At 33.2% G+C, this 17,932-nt stretch carries 17 protein-coding genes; 10 read left to right on the top strand and 7 right to left on the bottom strand.

The window, feature by feature from the left end:
- Positions 1-30: 30 nt before the first annotated feature.
- The 4 genes from dnaX to AC3HD6_RS16440 form a co-directional block, all read right to left on the bottom strand.
- The gene (gene dnaX / locus AC3HD6_RS16455) at positions 31-1,116 is read right to left on the bottom strand and encodes a DNA polymerase III subunit gamma/tau (RefSeq protein ID WP_488897323.1); all 1,086 of its coding nucleotides are present in this window, start codon (positions 1,114-1,116) and stop codon (positions 31-33) included.
- Positions 1,117-1,216: 100 nt separating this feature from the next.
- A complete protein-coding gene (locus AC3HD6_RS16450) occupies positions 1,217-1,855 on the bottom strand; it encodes a TetR/AcrR family transcriptional regulator (RefSeq protein ID WP_488897322.1) in 639 nt (212 codons plus the stop codon).
- On the bottom strand, positions 1,848-3,122 hold the full coding sequence (locus AC3HD6_RS16445; protein ID WP_488897321.1) for an aminotransferase class I/II-fold pyridoxal phosphate-dependent enzyme: 1,275 nt from the start codon (positions 3,120-3,122) through the stop codon (positions 1,848-1,850). The genes AC3HD6_RS16450 and AC3HD6_RS16445 overlap by 8 nt, the downstream gene beginning before the upstream one ends.
- Before the next feature lie 408 nt (positions 3,123-3,530).
- A complete protein-coding gene (locus AC3HD6_RS16440; RefSeq protein ID WP_488897320.1) occupies positions 3,531-3,890 on the bottom strand; it encodes a helix-turn-helix domain-containing protein in 360 nt (119 codons plus the stop codon).
- Positions 3,891-4,773: 883 nt separating this feature from the next.
- Between AC3HD6_RS16440 and AC3HD6_RS16435 the strand changes: the two genes are divergently transcribed.
- From AC3HD6_RS16435 to AC3HD6_RS16410, 6 genes are all read left to right on the top strand, one after another.
- Positions 4,774-7,767 (top strand): sensor histidine kinase, encoded by a 2,994-nt coding sequence (locus AC3HD6_RS16435; RefSeq protein ID WP_488897319.1) that lies wholly within the window; start codon positions 4,774-4,776, stop codon positions 7,765-7,767.
- A gap of 6 nt (positions 7,768-7,773) precedes the next feature.
- Entirely contained in the window at positions 7,774-8,385 is a 612-nt protein-coding gene (locus AC3HD6_RS16430; protein WP_488897318.1) for a response regulator, read from the top strand.
- Positions 8,386-8,641: 256 nt separating this feature from the next.
- Positions 8,642-9,832 (top strand): MFS transporter, encoded by a 1,191-nt coding sequence (locus AC3HD6_RS16425; protein WP_488897317.1) that lies wholly within the window; start codon positions 8,642-8,644, stop codon positions 9,830-9,832.
- A 139-nt stretch (positions 9,833-9,971) separates the two neighbouring features.
- Positions 9,972-10,451, top strand: a complete 480-nt coding sequence (locus AC3HD6_RS16420) for a hypothetical protein (RefSeq protein ID WP_488897316.1) — start codon at positions 9,972-9,974, stop codon at positions 10,449-10,451.
- A gap of 215 nt (positions 10,452-10,666) precedes the next feature.
- Entirely contained in the window at positions 10,667-11,014 is a 348-nt protein-coding gene (locus AC3HD6_RS16415; RefSeq protein ID WP_488897315.1) for a DoxX family protein, read from the top strand.
- 7 nt (positions 11,015-11,021) lie between these two features.
- Positions 11,022-11,429, top strand: a complete 408-nt coding sequence (locus tag AC3HD6_RS16410) for a hypothetical protein (RefSeq protein WP_488897314.1) — start codon at positions 11,022-11,024, stop codon at positions 11,427-11,429.
- A gap of 102 nt (positions 11,430-11,531) precedes the next feature.
- Here the strand turns inward: AC3HD6_RS16410 and AC3HD6_RS16405 are convergent, their stop codons facing one another.
- The 3 genes from AC3HD6_RS16405 to AC3HD6_RS16395 all read right to left on the bottom strand — a co-directional run bounded on the left by AC3HD6_RS16405 (position 11,532) and on the right by AC3HD6_RS16395 (position 15,210).
- On the bottom strand, positions 11,532-11,945 hold the full coding sequence (locus AC3HD6_RS16405) for a hypothetical protein (RefSeq protein WP_488897313.1): 414 nt from the start codon (positions 11,943-11,945) through the stop codon (positions 11,532-11,534).
- 728 nt (positions 11,946-12,673) lie between these two features.
- Positions 12,674-14,098, bottom strand: coding sequence for a tetratricopeptide repeat protein (locus AC3HD6_RS16400; RefSeq protein WP_488897312.1), 1,425 nt, complete (start codon positions 14,096-14,098; stop codon positions 12,674-12,676).
- 659 nt (positions 14,099-14,757) lie between these two features.
- A complete protein-coding gene (locus AC3HD6_RS16395) occupies positions 14,758-15,210 on the bottom strand; it encodes a hypothetical protein (RefSeq protein WP_488897311.1) in 453 nt (150 codons plus the stop codon).
- Between the two features lie 166 nt (positions 15,211-15,376).
- Between AC3HD6_RS16395 and AC3HD6_RS16390 the strand changes: the two genes are divergently transcribed.
- From AC3HD6_RS16390 to AC3HD6_RS16375, 4 genes are all read left to right on the top strand, one after another.
- Positions 15,377-15,976: a Crp/Fnr family transcriptional regulator gene (locus tag AC3HD6_RS16390; RefSeq protein WP_488897310.1), complete on the top strand. Its 600-nt coding sequence runs from the start codon at positions 15,377-15,379 to the stop codon at positions 15,974-15,976.
- Between the two features lie 65 nt (positions 15,977-16,041).
- The gene (locus tag AC3HD6_RS16385) at positions 16,042-16,662 is read left to right on the top strand and encodes a hypothetical protein (RefSeq protein ID WP_488897309.1); all 621 of its coding nucleotides are present in this window, start codon (positions 16,042-16,044) and stop codon (positions 16,660-16,662) included.
- 11 nt (positions 16,663-16,673) lie between these two features.
- Positions 16,674-17,075, top strand: coding sequence for a DoxX family protein (locus tag AC3HD6_RS16380; RefSeq protein ID WP_488897308.1), 402 nt, complete (start codon positions 16,674-16,676; stop codon positions 17,073-17,075).
- 344 nt (positions 17,076-17,419) lie between these two features.
- Positions 17,420-17,932 (top strand): IS110 family transposase (locus AC3HD6_RS16375; RefSeq protein ID WP_488895947.1); only part of this gene is annotated, 513 nt, incomplete at its 3' end.

Genomic DNA, 17,932 nt, shown 5'->3' with positions numbered 1-17,932 from the left:
CCTGTTTCTCATTGAGAAACGGAGCCAGTATCAGGAATTTTTTTTTTTAGTAACGTCTGAATTAGCAGTCAGCGAAGCCAATTGCATTAGTGCAATCTCAACAGTAAGTCTTGGGTTCTTGGAATTTTTATAATTAATATCCGCATGGTTACAAATCTCAATGCCATCAATAAGCTGTTGTGCATTCCATTTCTGACCTTGTTCTACAAACTTAGCTTTGGTTTTCTCTCCTACTTCAATCAAGTCTATGGTTGAAGCATTTTGAGCCATCATTAAGTCTCTGAAGTGATTTCCAAGTCCGGCAACAAAAATATGAGGATCAAAACCTTTTTTAACGATTTCATTAAATGCGGAAAGAACTTCAGGAATTTTATTTTCCTTGGCAAGGTCCACAATATTCAGATATTGATCGTAATCCAGGATGTTTAATACTTCTGCGGCTTTTGCCAGGGTAATATTTCTCTGCGAGAATGTGGAAAGTCGGTCAAAGATAGAAAGTGCATCCCTTAATGCCCCATCAGCTTTTTGAGCAATCAGGTAAAGGGCGTCATCTTCGTACTGGATATTTTCTTTTTGAGCTATATTTCTAAGATGTCCCTGAATGTCCTCAATAATGATTCTTTTAAAATCATAAATCTGACAACGGGATAGAATGGTTGGAATAATTTTATGTTTTTCCGTAGTTGCCAAAATGAAAATGGCATGAGCTGGCGGTTCTTCCAACGTCTTAAGAAAAGCATTGAAAGCAGCGGAAGACAGCATATGAACCTCGTCAATAATATATACTTTGTATTTACCAACCTGAGGAGCAAAGCGTACCTGATCTATCAGTTCCCTAATATCATCTACAGAGTTATTGGATGCAGCATCTAATTCATAGATATTATATGCAAATCCATCTTCTGAAACGGAGCCGTCTTTCTCATTGATTTTTCTTGCTAGAATTCTGGCGCAAGTAGTCTTACCCACACCACGAGGACCACAGAAAAGCAATGCCTGAGCAAGCTGGCTTTCTTCAATTGCATGTTCTAAAGTATCCGTAATATGGGATTGTCCTACCACTGTGTCAAACTCCTGAGGACGATATTTTCTTGCAGATACTATAAAATTTTCCATTGGTCAAAAATAAGAAATATAGTTTTAATTTGAAAATTAAAAGTTTTCAAATTATCCACAAGAAGTATAATTCTGTATTAATTGGAAAACTTTTAATTAATTATTTATTTTTGTCCTGATAAGCAAACTCAACAATATCACTAATTGCTTTTTCTATTTCTGATCGGCCATCTTCACTTTTCATATCCAGACCGCAGAAAGTACTTCCATTAGCAGCGGTGTGAATATTCAGATAGTAGGCCCCGGAAATTAGCAATGCCATAATAGCTCTGAATCTTTTTGCTCCATCTTCACCAAAGTAAGGATCCGTAATATTTTTAAACATTACATCTCCCATTTCTTCACGCTCATCAGCAAGTTTCCTTAAAATAGGTTTATGCTCTGAAAGTTCCCAAAGAATAATTTTCTGAAGTTCTTTATTCTTCTTAAGGCTTTCGAATTGATTAATTAACGCAATTTTAGACAGTTCTTTCCCACCGTCACTAAGGTCAATTTCGTTAGCGCCTGCAAGATTATTACTCCAGTAATCCTGAGATTTGATATACTCATCAATCAACTTATCAGTACTTCCGAAATACTCGTAGATCAATTTTTTATCAAAACCAGCTACTGCTGCAATTTTGCTTACTTTTAGGCCAGAGTAACCTTTTACTCTTAAAATTTTACCAACTGCGGCCAACAGTTTCTGTTTGGTCTTCTCCTTATCTCTGATAGGACCCTGTACAACTTTTCTAGGCATGGTTGTTATTAAATTTTTTTGCAATATGCAATTTATTATTGATATCTTCAAATGCATTTAGCGTTTTGTCTAAATGTTTTCTCTCATGAGTAGCCATTACAGCCATTCTGATTCTTGCATCTTTCCTCGCTACTGCCGGATATAATATGGGATTGGTATAAACACCATGCTCTATAAGGAGCTTTCCTACATCTCCGGTTATATTAGGATCTCCTATTTTCACCGGAACAATTGCGGAACAGGTATTTCCTGTATCTAATCCTATATCATTCAATCCTTTTTTAAAGTAATTTATATTTTCCCAAAGCTTAATACGCCACATCGGCTCTTCATCTACAAGTTCAATGGCTTTGATAATACCCATTGTAGACGGCGGAGCTGTTGCAGAAAATATTTGCTGGCGGGACTGAAATCTTATAAAAGCTGCCATCTTTTTATCACAGATCACATAGCCTCCTACATTACCAAACGTTTTACTGAATGTCCCTGTAATAAAATCAACTTTATCCATCAAACCAGCATCTTCCAACGCTCCTCTTCCTGTTTCACCCAGGATCCCGACTCCATGAGCATCATCTACCATTAGATAGGCATTGTATTTTTTCACTAAATTATAGATATCTTTCAACGGAGACACATCACCATCCTGTGAATAAATACCGTCAATGATAACTAGCTTTGTACGAAATTTATCTTCAGATGTCTTCAAAATGTGTTCCAAAGCTTCCAAATTATTATGAGGAAATGTTTTTGTATTGGTAAAAGCACATCCTTCATGTACACTGGTATGTACAGCCATATCTATAATTGCGATATCTTCTTTTTGTAATAAAATCTGAAGAGTTGCACTATTCGCTGTATATCCTGTTGTAAATATCACTGCTTCTTCCTGCTTTCTTCCAAAAAAAGAAGAAATCTTTTTTTCCAGATCATCATGAAAAACAAAATGTCCTCCAATAAGCGGCGAAGCTCCTGCTCCGGTTCCATATTTCTGTATTCCATCAATGGCTGCTTGTTTCACTTTCGGATGTTGTGTAAAACCAAGATAATCATTGGAAACAAAACTTACAAAATCATTTGATTTGCCTGCTATATCTACATTCATCACGGAACTACATCCTGAGTTATTTTTCAATCTGTAATTCATATGTCCATTCGATTTCATATAGTCTAAAAAATCATAAAATATTTCAGCTCTTTTAACTATATCAAAGTCTGGGATATTCTCAAAATCCCTAAATGTTGCTGTTGTGAAATTGATGCTCATCCTTAATCTTGTTTGTTGTGGTTTATAAGGAGCAAATATATAGCTATTTTAAAAGGCTTAAGCTCGTGTAAAAGATTAAATATTATTAATGACACAATAATTTCTCTTAGTCGCTGGAAACCAAATAACTTAAATATCTGTAACCTTGAATATTTTTCTATGGAAGTAAATTATTTAGTTTTTCTTACCTAAATTTAATAAAAAAAAGCAAACAATAAAACAATATTTATAAATAAAAAACAAAAATTTATGATTATTTCTCATAACAATCTCATTTATAAATGATTATTTTTTTCATTATTTCATCTATTAAATAGTACTATAATTGGTAAAGTTTTTATTCTGTATTTTACATTAAAATTAATCATTAAAAACTATTCAAACAATACTTATTAGAAGCTTTAAAAATTAAGGTCTGCTTTGAGATGACTTTCTGAAATCGCCGGGGGTTTCGCCTGTCATTTTTTTAAAGAATTTTGAAAAATTGGAGGGGTCATAAGTAAATATCCTGGCAATTTCTGCTACAGAATGATCTGAATCGGCAAGCATTTGCTTAGCCTGCTGGATAATTTTTTCATCATAAAAGTAACAGGGATGCCGGCCTGTTTCTTTTTTAATCGTATCGGTAAGGTGTTTGTGTGAAATGGCAAGCTGACCAGCAATTTCATTGACCTCCATAAACTCAGGCACCTCGCCCGAAATCACTTGCTGGATATGATTTTCTAAAAAATCAAAATAGTGATGGGTAATTTCTTCACTTCTTTTCATCTTGTTTTTTTACTTATAATTAATTAAAACTATAAAATTAAAAATACGAATTAAAATCCATATGGTGAACTTTTCGGATAAGTAAAGTATCACTACTCAACATTTTATGCTTAAGAATTAATGTACATTCTTAACCTTTATTTATCGTAGAAATATCTATTAAAAAAACGAAAGATCTCCCGCAGAGACCTTTGTTTTTTTTAGATAAATCGTTTGTGTTTCTAGAATTTTTTATTGTAATAACGATATCTTTTTATCGCTGTGGGAACTGTTTGCAAAAGTATACAACCATTCATCCCTAATCAAAAAAAAACTGTAGAATAATCACAATATGTATGTAAAATTTTTACTACAAAATCATACGGATAATATCGAAAGCCAAAATATCACTTCATTTAAAAGCCAACGATCATTTAATATGTTTATCTCTTTATAATACAATAATTTTAATTCGTAACAACCAATTATTCCATACCTTACACTTTATCTATAATTGTAAAAAAATATTCTAATCCTTTATAAAATGAAATCTAAAGTATAAATACGAAATTCAAGAAGTTTCTTTGTAACCAAATTCATAAAACAAATTATCACATTGTGTAGAAATATTACTACAAAAAAGCCGACTATTATGAGTGTCACTATCAACAAATACAGACAAAACTTATCATAAAACAAATCAAAACATGCTAATTTATCTGTATAATTTCATTATTTTTACAGCATAAAAAAAAACATTTTAACGCTTAAAAACACACACGCAAAAAATTAATGACAAAAATTTATTTCCAATCGTTCCTACTTATTAAAAAAACTTCGGCTTGTACAAAAACTATTATTAACCGTTTTTTGCTTTAAGGCAAGAGACACAGATCAGTTTTGCATGAGAGCTTGGGCATTGTTTTTTACTTGCTTATATTTCAACATATACGGACAGCGCTATACATCTACATGGTATAATATTGACAATGGACTTCCACAAAGCAGTGCAAAGGCTATTGTTAAGGATAAGTATGGCTTCATCTGGATCTCTACAGAAAACGGTCTTGTACGGTATGATGGGAGTTCCTTTATTACATTCAATAATTTTAAAATAAACAACCTTCACTTCGGAGAATTCATCGGCGATCCTTCACAGGACAGCATTACAGTCTTGAATGATTTTCAGGAAAACAAAGTCATTATTAAAAACAGATTTCCTAAGTTAACCCAGCTTCACAGCAGTGACAGGATCACTTTCACTACGGGAAATGAATTTATACATCGTGTTGCCAATAACATTCTTGCCTGTAATTTTTACAATGATATCCAATATTTTGTAAAGCTTAAAAACTCAACCTATAGCTTCGCTGAAAGCAATCTTATAATTTATAAGGATCACAACGGAACTGAAACAAAAATATCCATTCCTTTTACCAATAAGGACCTGAACAATATGTTTGTGTTCAATGAAGTTCTTTACATTAATGATGTAAAAAAAAGAAAAACCTATTCCATTGATAACGGGAGGCTTTCCATTCATGACGAGCCTAATCTTTTTAATGATCCAAATACAAGAATTTATTGGCAGCAGATTACCAATCAAACCTTTGTCATCAATCACAATGACATTTATATTGTTGTAGGTGATAAAAATAAACCTTCGCTCAAATTTCTTGTACAATACAATGAAATAGGCAGTCACTCCTATTGCTCTATGTTTTATGGATGGAAATTCAATAAACTTTATCTCGGAACTCTTAATAATGGCTTGAATGTTCTGAAACTTTCTGATTTTTATGTAGCCAAGAAAAAAGAGGATTTCTCGAACAATGTTTATTACGCTTCCTTACCTTTTAGTAAAAGCACGATCATTGCTGAAGATGGAACTGAATTCGGAAGAGACGGAATAGTGAAAAAGCATCCTTTTGGCAATAATGACAACTATCTTATGATGTATGATAAGGCCGGAAATATACTGATCCGGAAAAGAAGCAGTGTCATTAAATTTTACAAGGATTCCGGTTATAAAAGAAAAGATTCTACTTTTATTAAACAGGGGTTTCAAGCTTTCTTGCAAAGTGGAAATTTGTATGGAGCTTCATTTTCCGATTCTTCAAAAAGCCAGCTTCAGATTTTTAAGGAAGATCCGTTTACAAAACCGGATTACACTTATGAATTTGATGATTTTGTGAATACTTTTTTCCAATACGATGAAAATGAAATTTTAGTAGGTAATAGTAATGCTCTTTATTCTATTACTTTGGGAAGCAAGACTATTACTCCTATTCACAAAAACATTCATGTAAAAAGTATTATCAAAACGAAAGATCATCTGATTTGGGTGATGACTAATAAAAACGGGTTTTATCTTCTCAAAGATCGGAAGCTTATAAAAATGCCGACTGATAGAAGTAATAATCTTATGTCTGCTCATTATATTCTGGAGGATAGAAAGGGTTTCTATTGGATATCTTCTAATAATGGTCTTTTCAAAGTTCCAAAGAAACAACTTCTGCAGTATGCACAAGACAGGAAAAGCCCGGTCTATTATTACCGTTTCACAAAAAGAGATGGTTTTTTGACTAATGAATTTAATGGAAGTTCACAACCTAACGCTTATGCATTGGAAAATGGAGATTTTGTGTTCCCTTCGATGGATGGATTTGTATTTTTTAATCCGGACACCGTCAGAACTTTTTATCCGGATAAAAACAAGATCTATATAGAAAGGGTAAAGATCGGAAATTCTGAGCCTCAATATTTCCGTCATATTCTTGATCTACACAGTGATTATAAAACAGCGGAAGTCTTTATTGATGTTCCTTATTATTCTAATCTGGAAAACCTTTATTTGGAGGCAAAAGTTTCTGGAAAAGAAAGCTCAGAATGGGAGCCGATCACTACTGGAAAAGAACTTAAATACACACTCAGCAATCTTGCTCCGGGAGATTATACTCTGAATGTCCGGATGCTGATTTCTCCGGATGGAAAATTTGAACAAAAGTCTATCCAATTTAAGATTCAACCCTTTTTTTATCAGACATTGTTATTCCGTGTTTCTGCCTCCATTATTATTCTGATTATCATCATTGTGATTGTTCAGCTGATGACTAATTTTTTAAGAATAAAAAACAGAGTACTCAAGCAGATTGTCCACAATAAGAATTCGGAATTAAAGGAAACGTCTCTTACCCTTGAAGGAGTAAAAAGTGATTTACGCAAAGAAACTGAATACCAGAAAAAGCTGGTGGAGACTATCAGTCATGATATTACCACTCCTATCAGATTTATTGCCATGCTTTCGCAGAAACTTCATGAATCTGATGATCTGGAACTTCAGAAAAAGTACTTTGACAGTATTTATAAATCTTCTGAGCAGCTTTATCAGTTCACTCTTAATTTAAAAGAATATACGGAATTGTATAAGGCAGAGAATATTTTTGAAGAAGAAGAATATCCCGTCAACAAGATTTTAGAGATCAAGAAAAAGCTCTTCTGTGAAATTGCAAAAGAAAGAGGAACAAAAATCATTAATATTGTAGAAAATAAAGTTTTCTCTCAGGTTAATGAAAGTATTTTAACAGCTATTATTCACAATATTCTTGATAATGCTGTAAAAAACACCTTTGATGGAGAAATATATCTTGATGCAGTAGAAATCAATCAGAAAATTACCATTATTATCTCTGATACAGGAATAGGAATGCCAGATGAACAGATTAACATGTACATGAGTTTATTCAAAAACCCAAAATTAGAGACCCCTAGTTTTAAAGGAAAAGGTCTTGGATTGCACATGGTTATTCATTTGGTCAAAAAAATAAATGCTGAAATCAGTTTCAGGCACAACCAGCCTCAGGGAACCGTTGTGGAATTAATGCTCAATAAAAACTAATTTACTATGAATGAAAGAATCTTAATTGCTGATGATCACTATGTAGTCAGAGCAGGAACCGCTTTAGTCCTCGAATCGGGGTTTCCTGAAATGAAAATAGATTTTGCCGAAAACTATGCACAAGTAAAGAAAATGCTGGAGTCCCAGGATTACAGCCTTATTATTTTGGATATTGATATGCCTGGAACCCAATATAAAAAGATGGTTTCTGAACTCAAAAGCATACAGAATGATATAAAAATACTTGTATTTTCCGGATATGACAAAGATGTAGCAATACAGTATATTCGAGAAGGTGCTGAGGGCTATCTGAATAAGCAGAGCAGTGAGGAAGAGATTAAAAATGCAGTGCGAAACGTTATTGAAAAAGGATATTTTTACCCTGCAGAACTTATTGGACTGATCATTCAGAACAAAAAAAGCAACCCTGCTGAAAAATTATCATCCCGGGAATACGAAATTTTTAAGCTTTTAGCGGACGGAAATGGAAATCTTGAAATTGCAAACAAGCTCAACATTCAGATGTCAACAGTAAGCACTTACAAAAAAAGAATCTTCCAGAAGCTTGATGTTGCCAATATTGCTGAACTTATTAAGGTGTATGAAATGATGCACTGACAGTTGGATGCCAAAAGCTGAAAGAAAGAAATTATTAAGTATTCAGAATCAATGTGGTTTCATTGTATTAATTGGAAAATTATTGATTTTGTTCCCTATTTTAAATTATATGTTCAGTATAAACTTCCAGCTTCCCTACTCTATAATCAGTACCTATTACCATGATTGAAAGAATGATTTTTACAATTAAAAAATAATCAGGAAATTTACAGGATCTTATTTCTATGAAACCACTGCATTTTAAATGCAAAAAATCATGAATCCATTGGAAAAAGCAGATCAGGGAAGCCGACGTTTCCGATATATAAAACTTTGTATTTTCTTTTCCGGACTTTCGGTATTTGCACAGCTTTATCTTTTTCAGCCGATGCTGCCCATGGCCGCAGAACAGTTCAAAGTATCTGTTGGAGATACTTCTCTTCTGGTTTCATCATCTACCATCGGAATGGCATTGGGCTTACTATTCTTCGCTTTTAAAGCAGACAGTTATTCGAGGAAGGGCTTGATGACTTTTTCATTGGTTTCTTCTGCTTTACTGACGGTTATTTCAACATGGATTCCGAGTCTCAGTCTTCTGATCGCTATCGGGATTTGTAAAGGGTTTGTCGTTTCCGGAGTTTCAGCAGTAGCCCTTGCCTATCTTACAGAAGAAGTAAGTGCAGCGGTAATAGGAGCAGCTATCAGTATGTATCTTAGCGGGAATACTATTGGCGGAATGAGTGGAAGAATACTAGCCACCATTCTCGCGGGAGAATTTGGCTGGCGCAATGCTGTTTTGGTGATCGGAATAGAAAGCCTGATTCTGGGAATGGTATTTTGGAAGTTATTTCCGGAATCAAAGTTTTTTAATCCACAAAAAACAGACTATCACCTTAAGGTAAAACAAATGAAGTTTTTCCTTACCAATCCTTATATGCTTCGGTTGTACCTTATAGCAGCCCTTGTGATGGGTGTTTTTGTAAGCGTATATAACTATCTGACTTTCAGACTAGAGTCTCAACCTTTTTCTTTAAGCCATTTTATCATCGCTTTTATATTCCTCATGTACATCTTCGGAGTTTTCGGAACGATGACCGTTGGCCGGCTTTCCAAAAGGATTCCGACGAACATCATTCTAAAATGTTCTATTCTCAGTATGCTGATTGGAGCTTTGCTACTGCTGTCTGAAAACCTTTATATTCTCATTTTTGGCCTTGGATTATTCACTTTTTCCTTTTTCGCAGCCCACACTATGGCAAGCCAGATGGCTGCACTGTATGCCAAACGAGGTAAATCTTCAGCAACTTCTATTTACTGGTTGTTCTATTATTTTGGATCAAGTATTTTGGGAAGCGGGACTGGCTATCTTCTTCATTCTTATTCATGGAATGTTTTTATTGCTTTTCTTGTGGTTGCTGTAATAGCAGCCCTTCTTCTGGCAACCGCTAACCGTTCTCAAAAAAAATAAAAACTGGTACCACATCCATACCACATTTTATTTTTGAAGAAAAGCGATACAAAACGGAAATACCCTTTATTTTTAACATATTCTTAATTTTTTGGATTGAAAATTTAACCTAATCTTCAAGTAAATATAGGCTTACAATATGATGCAAGGCATAGTATTTGATATTTATACAGAACCTTATCATCCACTAAAAATTCAAAATATTATGAATGTAGCAGATCTTAAAATCAAAAACTTAGTCGAGTACAAAAATCAGATTTATACGATCACTGAAATTTTTCAGAGTATAGAACAGGCATATTTTGTTAAAATTGAAAATGATATTCACAGTATTTCGGTTCCGGCAGAAGCTATAAAACCTATTAAAATAACAGAAGAATGGCTTGAAAAACTGGGGTTTTCAAAAACATACAGTTCAGACCAAACGATCAGATATGAAAGACCGGAAGCTTTTATAAAATATGACATCGACTTGAGTTCCAGAAAAATACTGGAAGGGTTGAAAATATATGGGAATGCCATCAAATGCAAGTATATCCACGAGTTTCAAAACATTTTCTCATGTTTATTCGGGAAAGAACCTGCTTTACATTTTGGCTACCTTAAGACAGAATCATAAGTTAAATAGTTCTTAGTTATCGAAAACCACAGTTTATACAGCTAAACTGTGGTTTTCTTTTAGAAAATGAATGAGTAAGTAATACATAATGATTACCCATTTCATTGGTGAAGATCGATGTCTTAAAAATTCCGAAAAATTCACCATACATAAATCAGTCATTTCGTGCATATTTGTATGAAACTAGTATTCATTAATACAAAAAAACACTCGATATGATTTTAAAAATTATTAATTCCATCCTTATTCTCACTGCCGTTTTTATGGGTTTTAAACAGGGAACTGCCATGTTCTCCGGAAAACCTGAAATGACTGCCATGTTTGGAAAATGGGGATTTGACAAAACCGGACTGATGATTAATGGAACCGTCACCATCCTGGCTTCCCTATTAATACTGTTTCCTAAAACATTTGTCTGGGGAAACTTCCTAATGGCTGCAGGTATTTTGTTGATTATCTGTTTTCATTTGATGGAAAAAGATTTTAAAGGAGTACTCATAGAGCTTCCCTTTCTTTTTCTCAACTTGTTGATTATTTATCTTCAGCATCCTCTTAAAAATTAGCTTTGATATGAAATATTCCAATCTTACAATATTATTGGCTATAGGGCTTTCATACACCGCCTGCGGCCAGAATACAGCCAAAGAAAAACAAAATATAATGGATGTATCTAAAATAACGGACCCACAGGTAAAACAGGCCATAGAAGCTCTTCAAACAGGAGATAAAAGCTGGTACAGCTTCTTTATTGAAAATCCAGCCATGACGGATGACGGCAATACAGTAGATTTTAAATCTTTTTTTGCCAATGCATTAGGTAAAGAAATGTTTCTCAGCATAGACCGTATTGAAAATGATGGAAAAAATATTCACGGGAACTTTAAAGCCGGGCAATGGGGAACCTTTCCAGTATTCTTCAAATTTCATAAAAATGCTGAAGGGAAATTTGACCGATTGGATATTGGACAGGATAAATAAATATAAACTTCTAAGGCATAAAAAAGGCTGCCCCACTTTGAGACAGCCTTTAAGCACATATCTAAGATCAATTGTGCTTTGATACTAATGAAGATTGTCTTTTTAGCTTTTAAAAACTATTTTGTTTGCTAGTTTTAATGTATAAGCATTTTTGTTTTTTGTCAGTGTATACTTTCCTTTTTTATAGGCTACTACTTTTTTAGAAGCAATTTTATCAAGCACTAAGCTACCATCAGATTCAGGTAGAAATATCTCTGCTTTTTTTCCATCTTCGCTAAGAATTACTGAGGCATTAGAAGTGTATGTTTTTTTATTATCCACTTCTTTTAATTGTATCTTCTCTTCAAAAATTCTTACACAGTCATTTTTTATTACTGAGAATGTATATCCTGCAGATCCTTTACAACCATGTTTATCTTTGTCTGAACCTGCGCCTTTTGGACTAAGTTGTGCTGAAACTCCTGAAGCGAACATTACAACTGCCATTGCTGTAATAAATTGTTTTACATTTTTCATATATGTTTAATTTAATAGATGAATTTACTTATTTTTTCTGATACATATTTCTGTTGGTCATTAAATTTACCTTATAATTTCCCAATCTATTTTCTTAATTAACTTCTTTATAATAAAAGAGGGGTCATCATTGTGTTTTTAGAATTTTTATTGATTTTTAAGTCTCCTTATCTGCCCCCTCTTTTTGGTTTTGCAAATTTTAAAAACTTATTAAAAAAAACAACAATTTTATCATACTACATTTATACCACATTTGTCGATTTCACCCATAAATAAAGCGTTTATCGACAAATATCTATAAAAAAACATAAGTTAAGTTAACAAAATGGTGAATTCCTATTTTCCTATCAGGTTAAGGAAAGCTGAAAGTTGAAAGATTAAGGCCAAAAAATCATTTTCTATCCTATACTATATTACTGTTATCAAAATATTTTATGATCTATTCTATATTAAAAGTAAAATCAACATAAAAAAAAGAGACTACTGCAATTCTATGCGTAATCTCTTCAACACTAAAATTTTGATACCACATCGTATCACTATATCAAAAAAGCTAATAAAATGCTAAGTAATATAAAACAGAAATAAAATAAGAATATTTGCGAATATTCAGCTACCACATATCTACTACATAACCTATAACAACATATTTACAGCAACTTAAAAACACAAAACATATGGGTAGTTGTTTTATCTTTAAGCAAGCTTATTTTTCTTTGATAATGAATTTATAAAGAATCGAAGAAAATAAACAGTTCTTGTTCAGTAGGAACATTCAGCTTTTTTCGCAATCTGTGTTTTTTCTGCTGCACAGATTTGTGCTGGATAAAGGTATATTCGGCAATTTCTTTTGAACTGAAATTAAGCTTTATCATTGCACAGAATGCCAATTCTGAAGCCCCAAGTCTTGGGTTGATCTCCAGAAGTCTCGGACAAAACTCAGGATAGATTTCCTGAAATCGTGTCAAAAATGTAGAATCATTTTTTTTAGCGAGTCCTACCAATTCATCAAAAGAATCATTAATTTTACTTTTTAACGAAAGAGCCTCACTTTTAAATTCATTTTTCTTTTGTCTTAATGCTCTGTTATGTCTGTAGAATAACATAAATATGATCAACGACAAAATAATGATTAAGCCAATAGAAAGGTAGATCTTTTCTTGAAAACCATTGGACTCTTCGGCTTTATCACTCAGCATGTGATCTATCGAAATATTGATTGCTTCATTCTGAATATTGTCTAGAGCTGTTTTCTCTTCTGTATACTTTTGCATTGCCTCTTCTTCTTTCTGGGGTTCATGCAGCATCTTGTAGGTTTTAGCTATAGATTCATAGACTCCGGGGATATTATACAGCCTGTTTGTTTTACTATAGTAATCCAATGCTTTATTGTAATATTCCAATGCTGTTTTATAATCCTCCAATGTAAAGTAATAATCTCCATAGGTGAGATATACAAATCCGCTTTGAACATTTACTTTACCGGTATTAACAATTTTCTCTGAAGCTTTCTGAAGATAGATCAGGGCAGAGTCTTTCCTTTTAGTGTACATCAGGTGATGCTTAGCCAAAAGTGTATTCAAAAGAACTCCCTGGCCGTCAATCCTTTTCCCTTTCTGTAAATAAATGTATGCTGAATCCGCTTTATTCGCTTTATACAAAAAATCAGCCCTGTTGGCATAAAGTCTATACAGATAAAATTTTCTTTTCTCTGCATCTGGAATATTTTTAAGATAATATAAGCCTTTCGCATTTAGTTCCAGCGCACTTTTATACAAGCCTATTACCCCATTCAGCTGGCCATGTTCCTGATAGAGTCTTGCCTTTAATACCGGGCTATTAACATTCTTAAGTTCTTTTTCAGCCAGAGAAAGATAAGATAATCCTCTTTTATAATTCCCAATGGTTGCTGAAATATTGGAAATATTGATGTAACAAAGGATGATTCCTTCCTTATATTTCTTTTCTTCCGCCAGATTCAAATAGTCTTTATTAAGGCGGACAAGGTTTTCATAATCTCCCTGAATTCGGAGTGACTCTGTTTTCTTAAGCAGAATGCTATCAAACCTTTGACGCGAAAATGCTTCCTGACCATACGCTGATGTGGCACAACACAAAAGGAATAAAAACAAGAGATTATATGAATAAAACATTCTATTTAATCGAGATGGGAACATGTTATTAATTATTTAAGGATAATAATTGTTAAATTTTAATTCATTTGTTTATTTAACATAAATATTTGATTGCTAATAAATTCTGTTCATTTGTGATTTCGATATTGCATTACAAATAGTATTCCAATTCTATTATATAGTTTTTCTTCTAGATAAAAATCTATTCCGTACAACCTTACCAAAATTCAAATTAATTGAGAATTCTATAATAAAGAAGAAGCCATCTCAAAATTGAAATGACTTCCAGATCCAGACTGAAAATATGATTAACATTCAAAACATTTTGTATCAATTTATTTTATAAATTCAACACGAGATATATTGACCCCAGATAACATAAAACCTATCTATTTTGATTATCAAATTTAAAATCCGGCCAAAAAAGATTGATAGAAATAGAGTCTTTTATTACTATTAAATAGCTATATCACACTTTATTAAGCGCTTCATAAATGACCCGGGGATTTTGCATCAATTTAACTATCCGATTTAAAAACCGTATCGTTTTAATATATTGATTTTATGTAACCTGTAGATGTTTAATAGATTTCTTTTTTGAATACTGTATAAAAATGATTTTGTCTATATCATTTATGAGTATAACACGTATCTTTTAATAATTACAAATGAGAATATTAGCCATTTAATTTTTCCATTTGCCCAAACCATTCTTCATATATATCTTCTGCTGTTTTTAACATCTGCCCTGTAAAAGCATTATCATAGCTGAAATCACTATTAAATTTATCTGTTTTTGGGTGATATGATAACTTCAACATGATGGGAGCATCTCTCCTATCATTTTTAAAAAGACCTTCGATATCTTTCAATATCCGGTTACCTTTATTGAGCATTTCAAACAATTTCTCATGGCTAATATCATACTGCATATCTGATACCTCATTCACATTATGGGATTTCACCAGATAGCCATTAATTTCATAAAAAACTTTATAAAAATATCCTGTCTCTATTAACCCGATGATATACACAGCATCTACTTCTTCTGAATTATTATCTACAAATTCAAAGCCGGTTTCAACCAGCTCTGCAAGATATTTTTGAAATTCAGTATCAAAATGGCTCATATTCTGATGATTTGCAATTGAATCAGTTAATATAGTAAAATTTACCCATCCATTTGAATGTAAAATTTCACCACAAGTTATACTTGATATTTGCCATAATATTTACGTAAATTTGGACAGAATTTGTCTGTTAATACGCACTAGTAGGCAATACCACAACTTCATTATGGATACAGATATTATCGTTTCGCAGCTCACAGAACATTTTCAGGAAATTGTCCCTTTAAAAAAGGAAGAAATTGATCTTGTGATTCAAAAACTGGAATTTATTCAGCTTAAAAAGAAAGAATATCTGCTCCGTGAAGGACAGGTTTCAAGACATATGCGCTTTATTGCCCAGGGAAGCTTATATGCTTATCATATTGATGAAAAAGGTAAGGAAAATATCACTCAGCTCGGTATTGAAAACTGGTGGATCAATGACCTGTACAGTTACTTGAGCGAGCTTCCTTCAAGAATGTTTATTCAGGCTAATGAAGATGCTACGATTGTTCAGATCAGTAAAACCAATCTGGAATTATTGTACAAAGAAATTCCTGCCATCTCCGAATTCTGGCGTTTGAAAATGCAATCAGCTTATGTTACTTTACAAGAAAGAACGTTTGAACATTCAAGAGTGGATGCTTACACCAAATACAGAAACTTTGTAACAGCTTATCGTAATATCGAGCAGCGTTTCCCACAATATATGACGGCTTCCTATCTGGGAATTACAGTAGAATATCTGAGTTATTTAAGAAAAAAACACCTGTCTGACGTTTCTTAAGATATCTTAAGTTTATTCCGTCCACGCCTGAATAATTTTGCTCTCAGAAATTTAATGAGTGCAATATGAAGGCAAAAATCATCGCCATAACAGCTCTTGCATCAGTCTCTTTAAGCCTGAATGCACAAAAGCTAAACTTTACCCCGGACCTTGTTTTAGGACACCGTTCCTATACCTATATGCATAATGTCAATTATTATTTTAATGATCGACTTAAGCTCAATAATCTTACTTTATTTGATACAGAATATACCAAAGACAAAGAAAATATATTCTTCATACGAAATGCCTTTGCTTATAATCTTACTAAAAGGTTCAGTATCAATGCTGCAATAGGGATGAAAAATCCTGGAGCATTCTTCAGTGCGTATGTACAATACAGGATTGCAAAACCTACTTATTCTCTTTCCTACTCTATTGGAACAACTTATCAGAAAGGATTTTCCCTTGAACAGTCTGTATCGTTTGAATACATGCCTTATCTGAAGGAAAATCTTCAGGGCTACTTCAGTGTACTAGTTATTGGCAATATTGATGACAGTGGCTATCCAAGAGGCTTACAGTTTATCCGTCTGGGTGTAAAACAGGACAAAATAATGTATGGAGTGGCTTCCAATTTCGACCAGTTCAACAACGCTAAAAAGACCCTTGAAAATGTTGGGGCATTTGTAAAATATAACTTTTAAATAATAATATAATGAAAAAGAACATTGATTTAGGACTATTAATCAGCAGAATCGCCATTGGATTTCCAATGTCAGTATATGGAGTGAACAAATTGATTCACGGAATAGGATTTATTGAAGATATGATGACCATGCACGGTTTGCCTTCCTTCTTTGCCTATGGAGTATTTGCAGGTGAAATTATAGCTCCTATTATGCTGATGCTGGGCTTCAGAACAAGGCTTGCAGGTTTAATTTTTGCAGCCAACTGCTTTACCGCAACCGTTCTTGCCCAAACGGCTAATATTTTTAAGCTGAATGATTTTGGAGGATGGGCATTGGAATTATTGGTGATCTATATGTTGGTGGGAATTAGTTTTTTCTTTGCTGGAGCTGGGAAATATGCGGTTTCTACGGTAAATAAGTGGGATTAAATATCTTGTTGGAAAACGCTAAGACGCTATTTTTTTCTTTCAACGTGTTTTTAAGGCGCAAAGATTTTATCTCTGATAAAATTGAGTACCGCCTATTTGCTACGGATATGGGAATATCTAAAAAACTATGTGCCCTTTAGTTTGTAAAAAGAAATTAAGTTTACAAAATAAAAGCATTCACAAGAAACAGGGTGAACCATTATGTGTCCAAGGATTCGAGGCCTATACATAGATTATGAACCCTGTTTCTTTGAGAATAAGGTCATTATAGAAATTTAGGCTTTGGACCTATTATCAAGGGCTTAGACACGATTCTCAATGTGAATGATAACCTCAAAAAAGTTATGAGACAAAAGTACGTTATCGGCATTGATATTTCCAAATCAAAATTAGATTGTGCTATAATGGATTCTGAGTATAAGATCCAATGTGAGCAGATCATTCCCAACACAGAGAAAGGAATATCTTCATTTTTGAAAGGTATTTTAAAGCTTCTGAAAATAACCAAAGAAGACCTTTTGATTTGCTGTGAAAATACTGGAATTTATAACCGACCATTAGAGAAGTTTTGTTCAAAATCAGAGTATCTGCTTTGGGTGGAACATCCGGTAAAAATCAAAAAGGCGGCCAGTGATTTAAGAGGAAAAGATGATCGAAAAGATGCCAGAAGAATTGCAGAATACGCTGTTCGCTATCACGATAAAATAATGCCTTATGAGGAACCAGAGGAAGTTATACAACGAATGAACGTGCTGGCTAAATCCCGTGATACTTTACTATTGCAAAAAACGGCTTTGGAAAATCAATTAAGGGAAGCCAAAAGTCACGATGTGTATGTGTTTAAGCTATTGACCCAA

It is taken from the genome of Chryseobacterium sp. II3a (assembly GCF_057815135.1).
Note: the sequence above shows the minus strand (reverse complement) of the source record. Positions and strands in the feature narration are given on the sequence as shown.

Coding starts and splice junctions, on each gene's coding strand:
- AC3HD6_RS16385 (WP_488897309.1), top strand. CDS start 16,042: ATGAAGGCAAAAATCATCGCCATAACAGCTCTTGCATCAGTCTCTTTA.
- AC3HD6_RS16435 (WP_488897319.1), top strand. CDS start 4,774: ATGAGAGCTTGGGCATTGTTTTTTACTTGCTTATATTTCAACATATAC.
- dnaX (WP_488897323.1), bottom strand. CDS start 1,116: ATGGAAAATTTTATAGTATCTGCAAGAAAATATCGTCCTCAGGAGTTT.
- AC3HD6_RS16425 (WP_488897317.1), top strand. CDS start 8,642: ATGAATCCATTGGAAAAAGCAGATCAGGGAAGCCGACGTTTCCGATAT.
- AC3HD6_RS16380 (WP_488897308.1), top strand. CDS start 16,674: ATGAAAAAGAACATTGATTTAGGACTATTAATCAGCAGAATCGCCATT.
- AC3HD6_RS16430 (WP_488897318.1), top strand. CDS start 7,774: ATGAATGAAAGAATCTTAATTGCTGATGATCACTATGTAGTCAGAGCA.
- AC3HD6_RS16400 (WP_488897312.1), bottom strand. CDS start 14,098: ATGTTTTATTCATATAATCTCTTGTTTTTATTCCTTTTGTGTTGTGCC.
- AC3HD6_RS16440 (WP_488897320.1), bottom strand. CDS start 3,890: ATGAAAAGAAGTGAAGAAATTACCCATCACTATTTTGATTTTTTAGAA.
- AC3HD6_RS16450 (WP_488897322.1), bottom strand. CDS start 1,855: ATGCCTAGAAAAGTTGTACAGGGTCCTATCAGAGATAAGGAGAAGACC.
- AC3HD6_RS16420 (WP_488897316.1), top strand. CDS start 9,972: ATGATGCAAGGCATAGTATTTGATATTTATACAGAACCTTATCATCCA.
- AC3HD6_RS16410 (WP_488897314.1), top strand. CDS start 11,022: ATGAAATATTCCAATCTTACAATATTATTGGCTATAGGGCTTTCATAC.
- AC3HD6_RS16405 (WP_488897313.1), bottom strand. CDS start 11,945: ATGAAAAATGTAAAACAATTTATTACAGCAATGGCAGTTGTAATGTTC.
- AC3HD6_RS16445 (WP_488897321.1), bottom strand. CDS start 3,122: ATGAGCATCAATTTCACAACAGCAACATTTAGGGATTTTGAGAATATC.
- AC3HD6_RS16390 (WP_488897310.1), top strand. CDS start 15,377: ATGGATACAGATATTATCGTTTCGCAGCTCACAGAACATTTTCAGGAA.
- AC3HD6_RS16415 (WP_488897315.1), top strand. CDS start 10,667: ATGATTTTAAAAATTATTAATTCCATCCTTATTCTCACTGCCGTTTTT.
- AC3HD6_RS16395 (WP_488897311.1), bottom strand. CDS start 15,210: ATGAGCCATTTTGATACTGAATTTCAAAAATATCTTGCAGAGCTGGTT.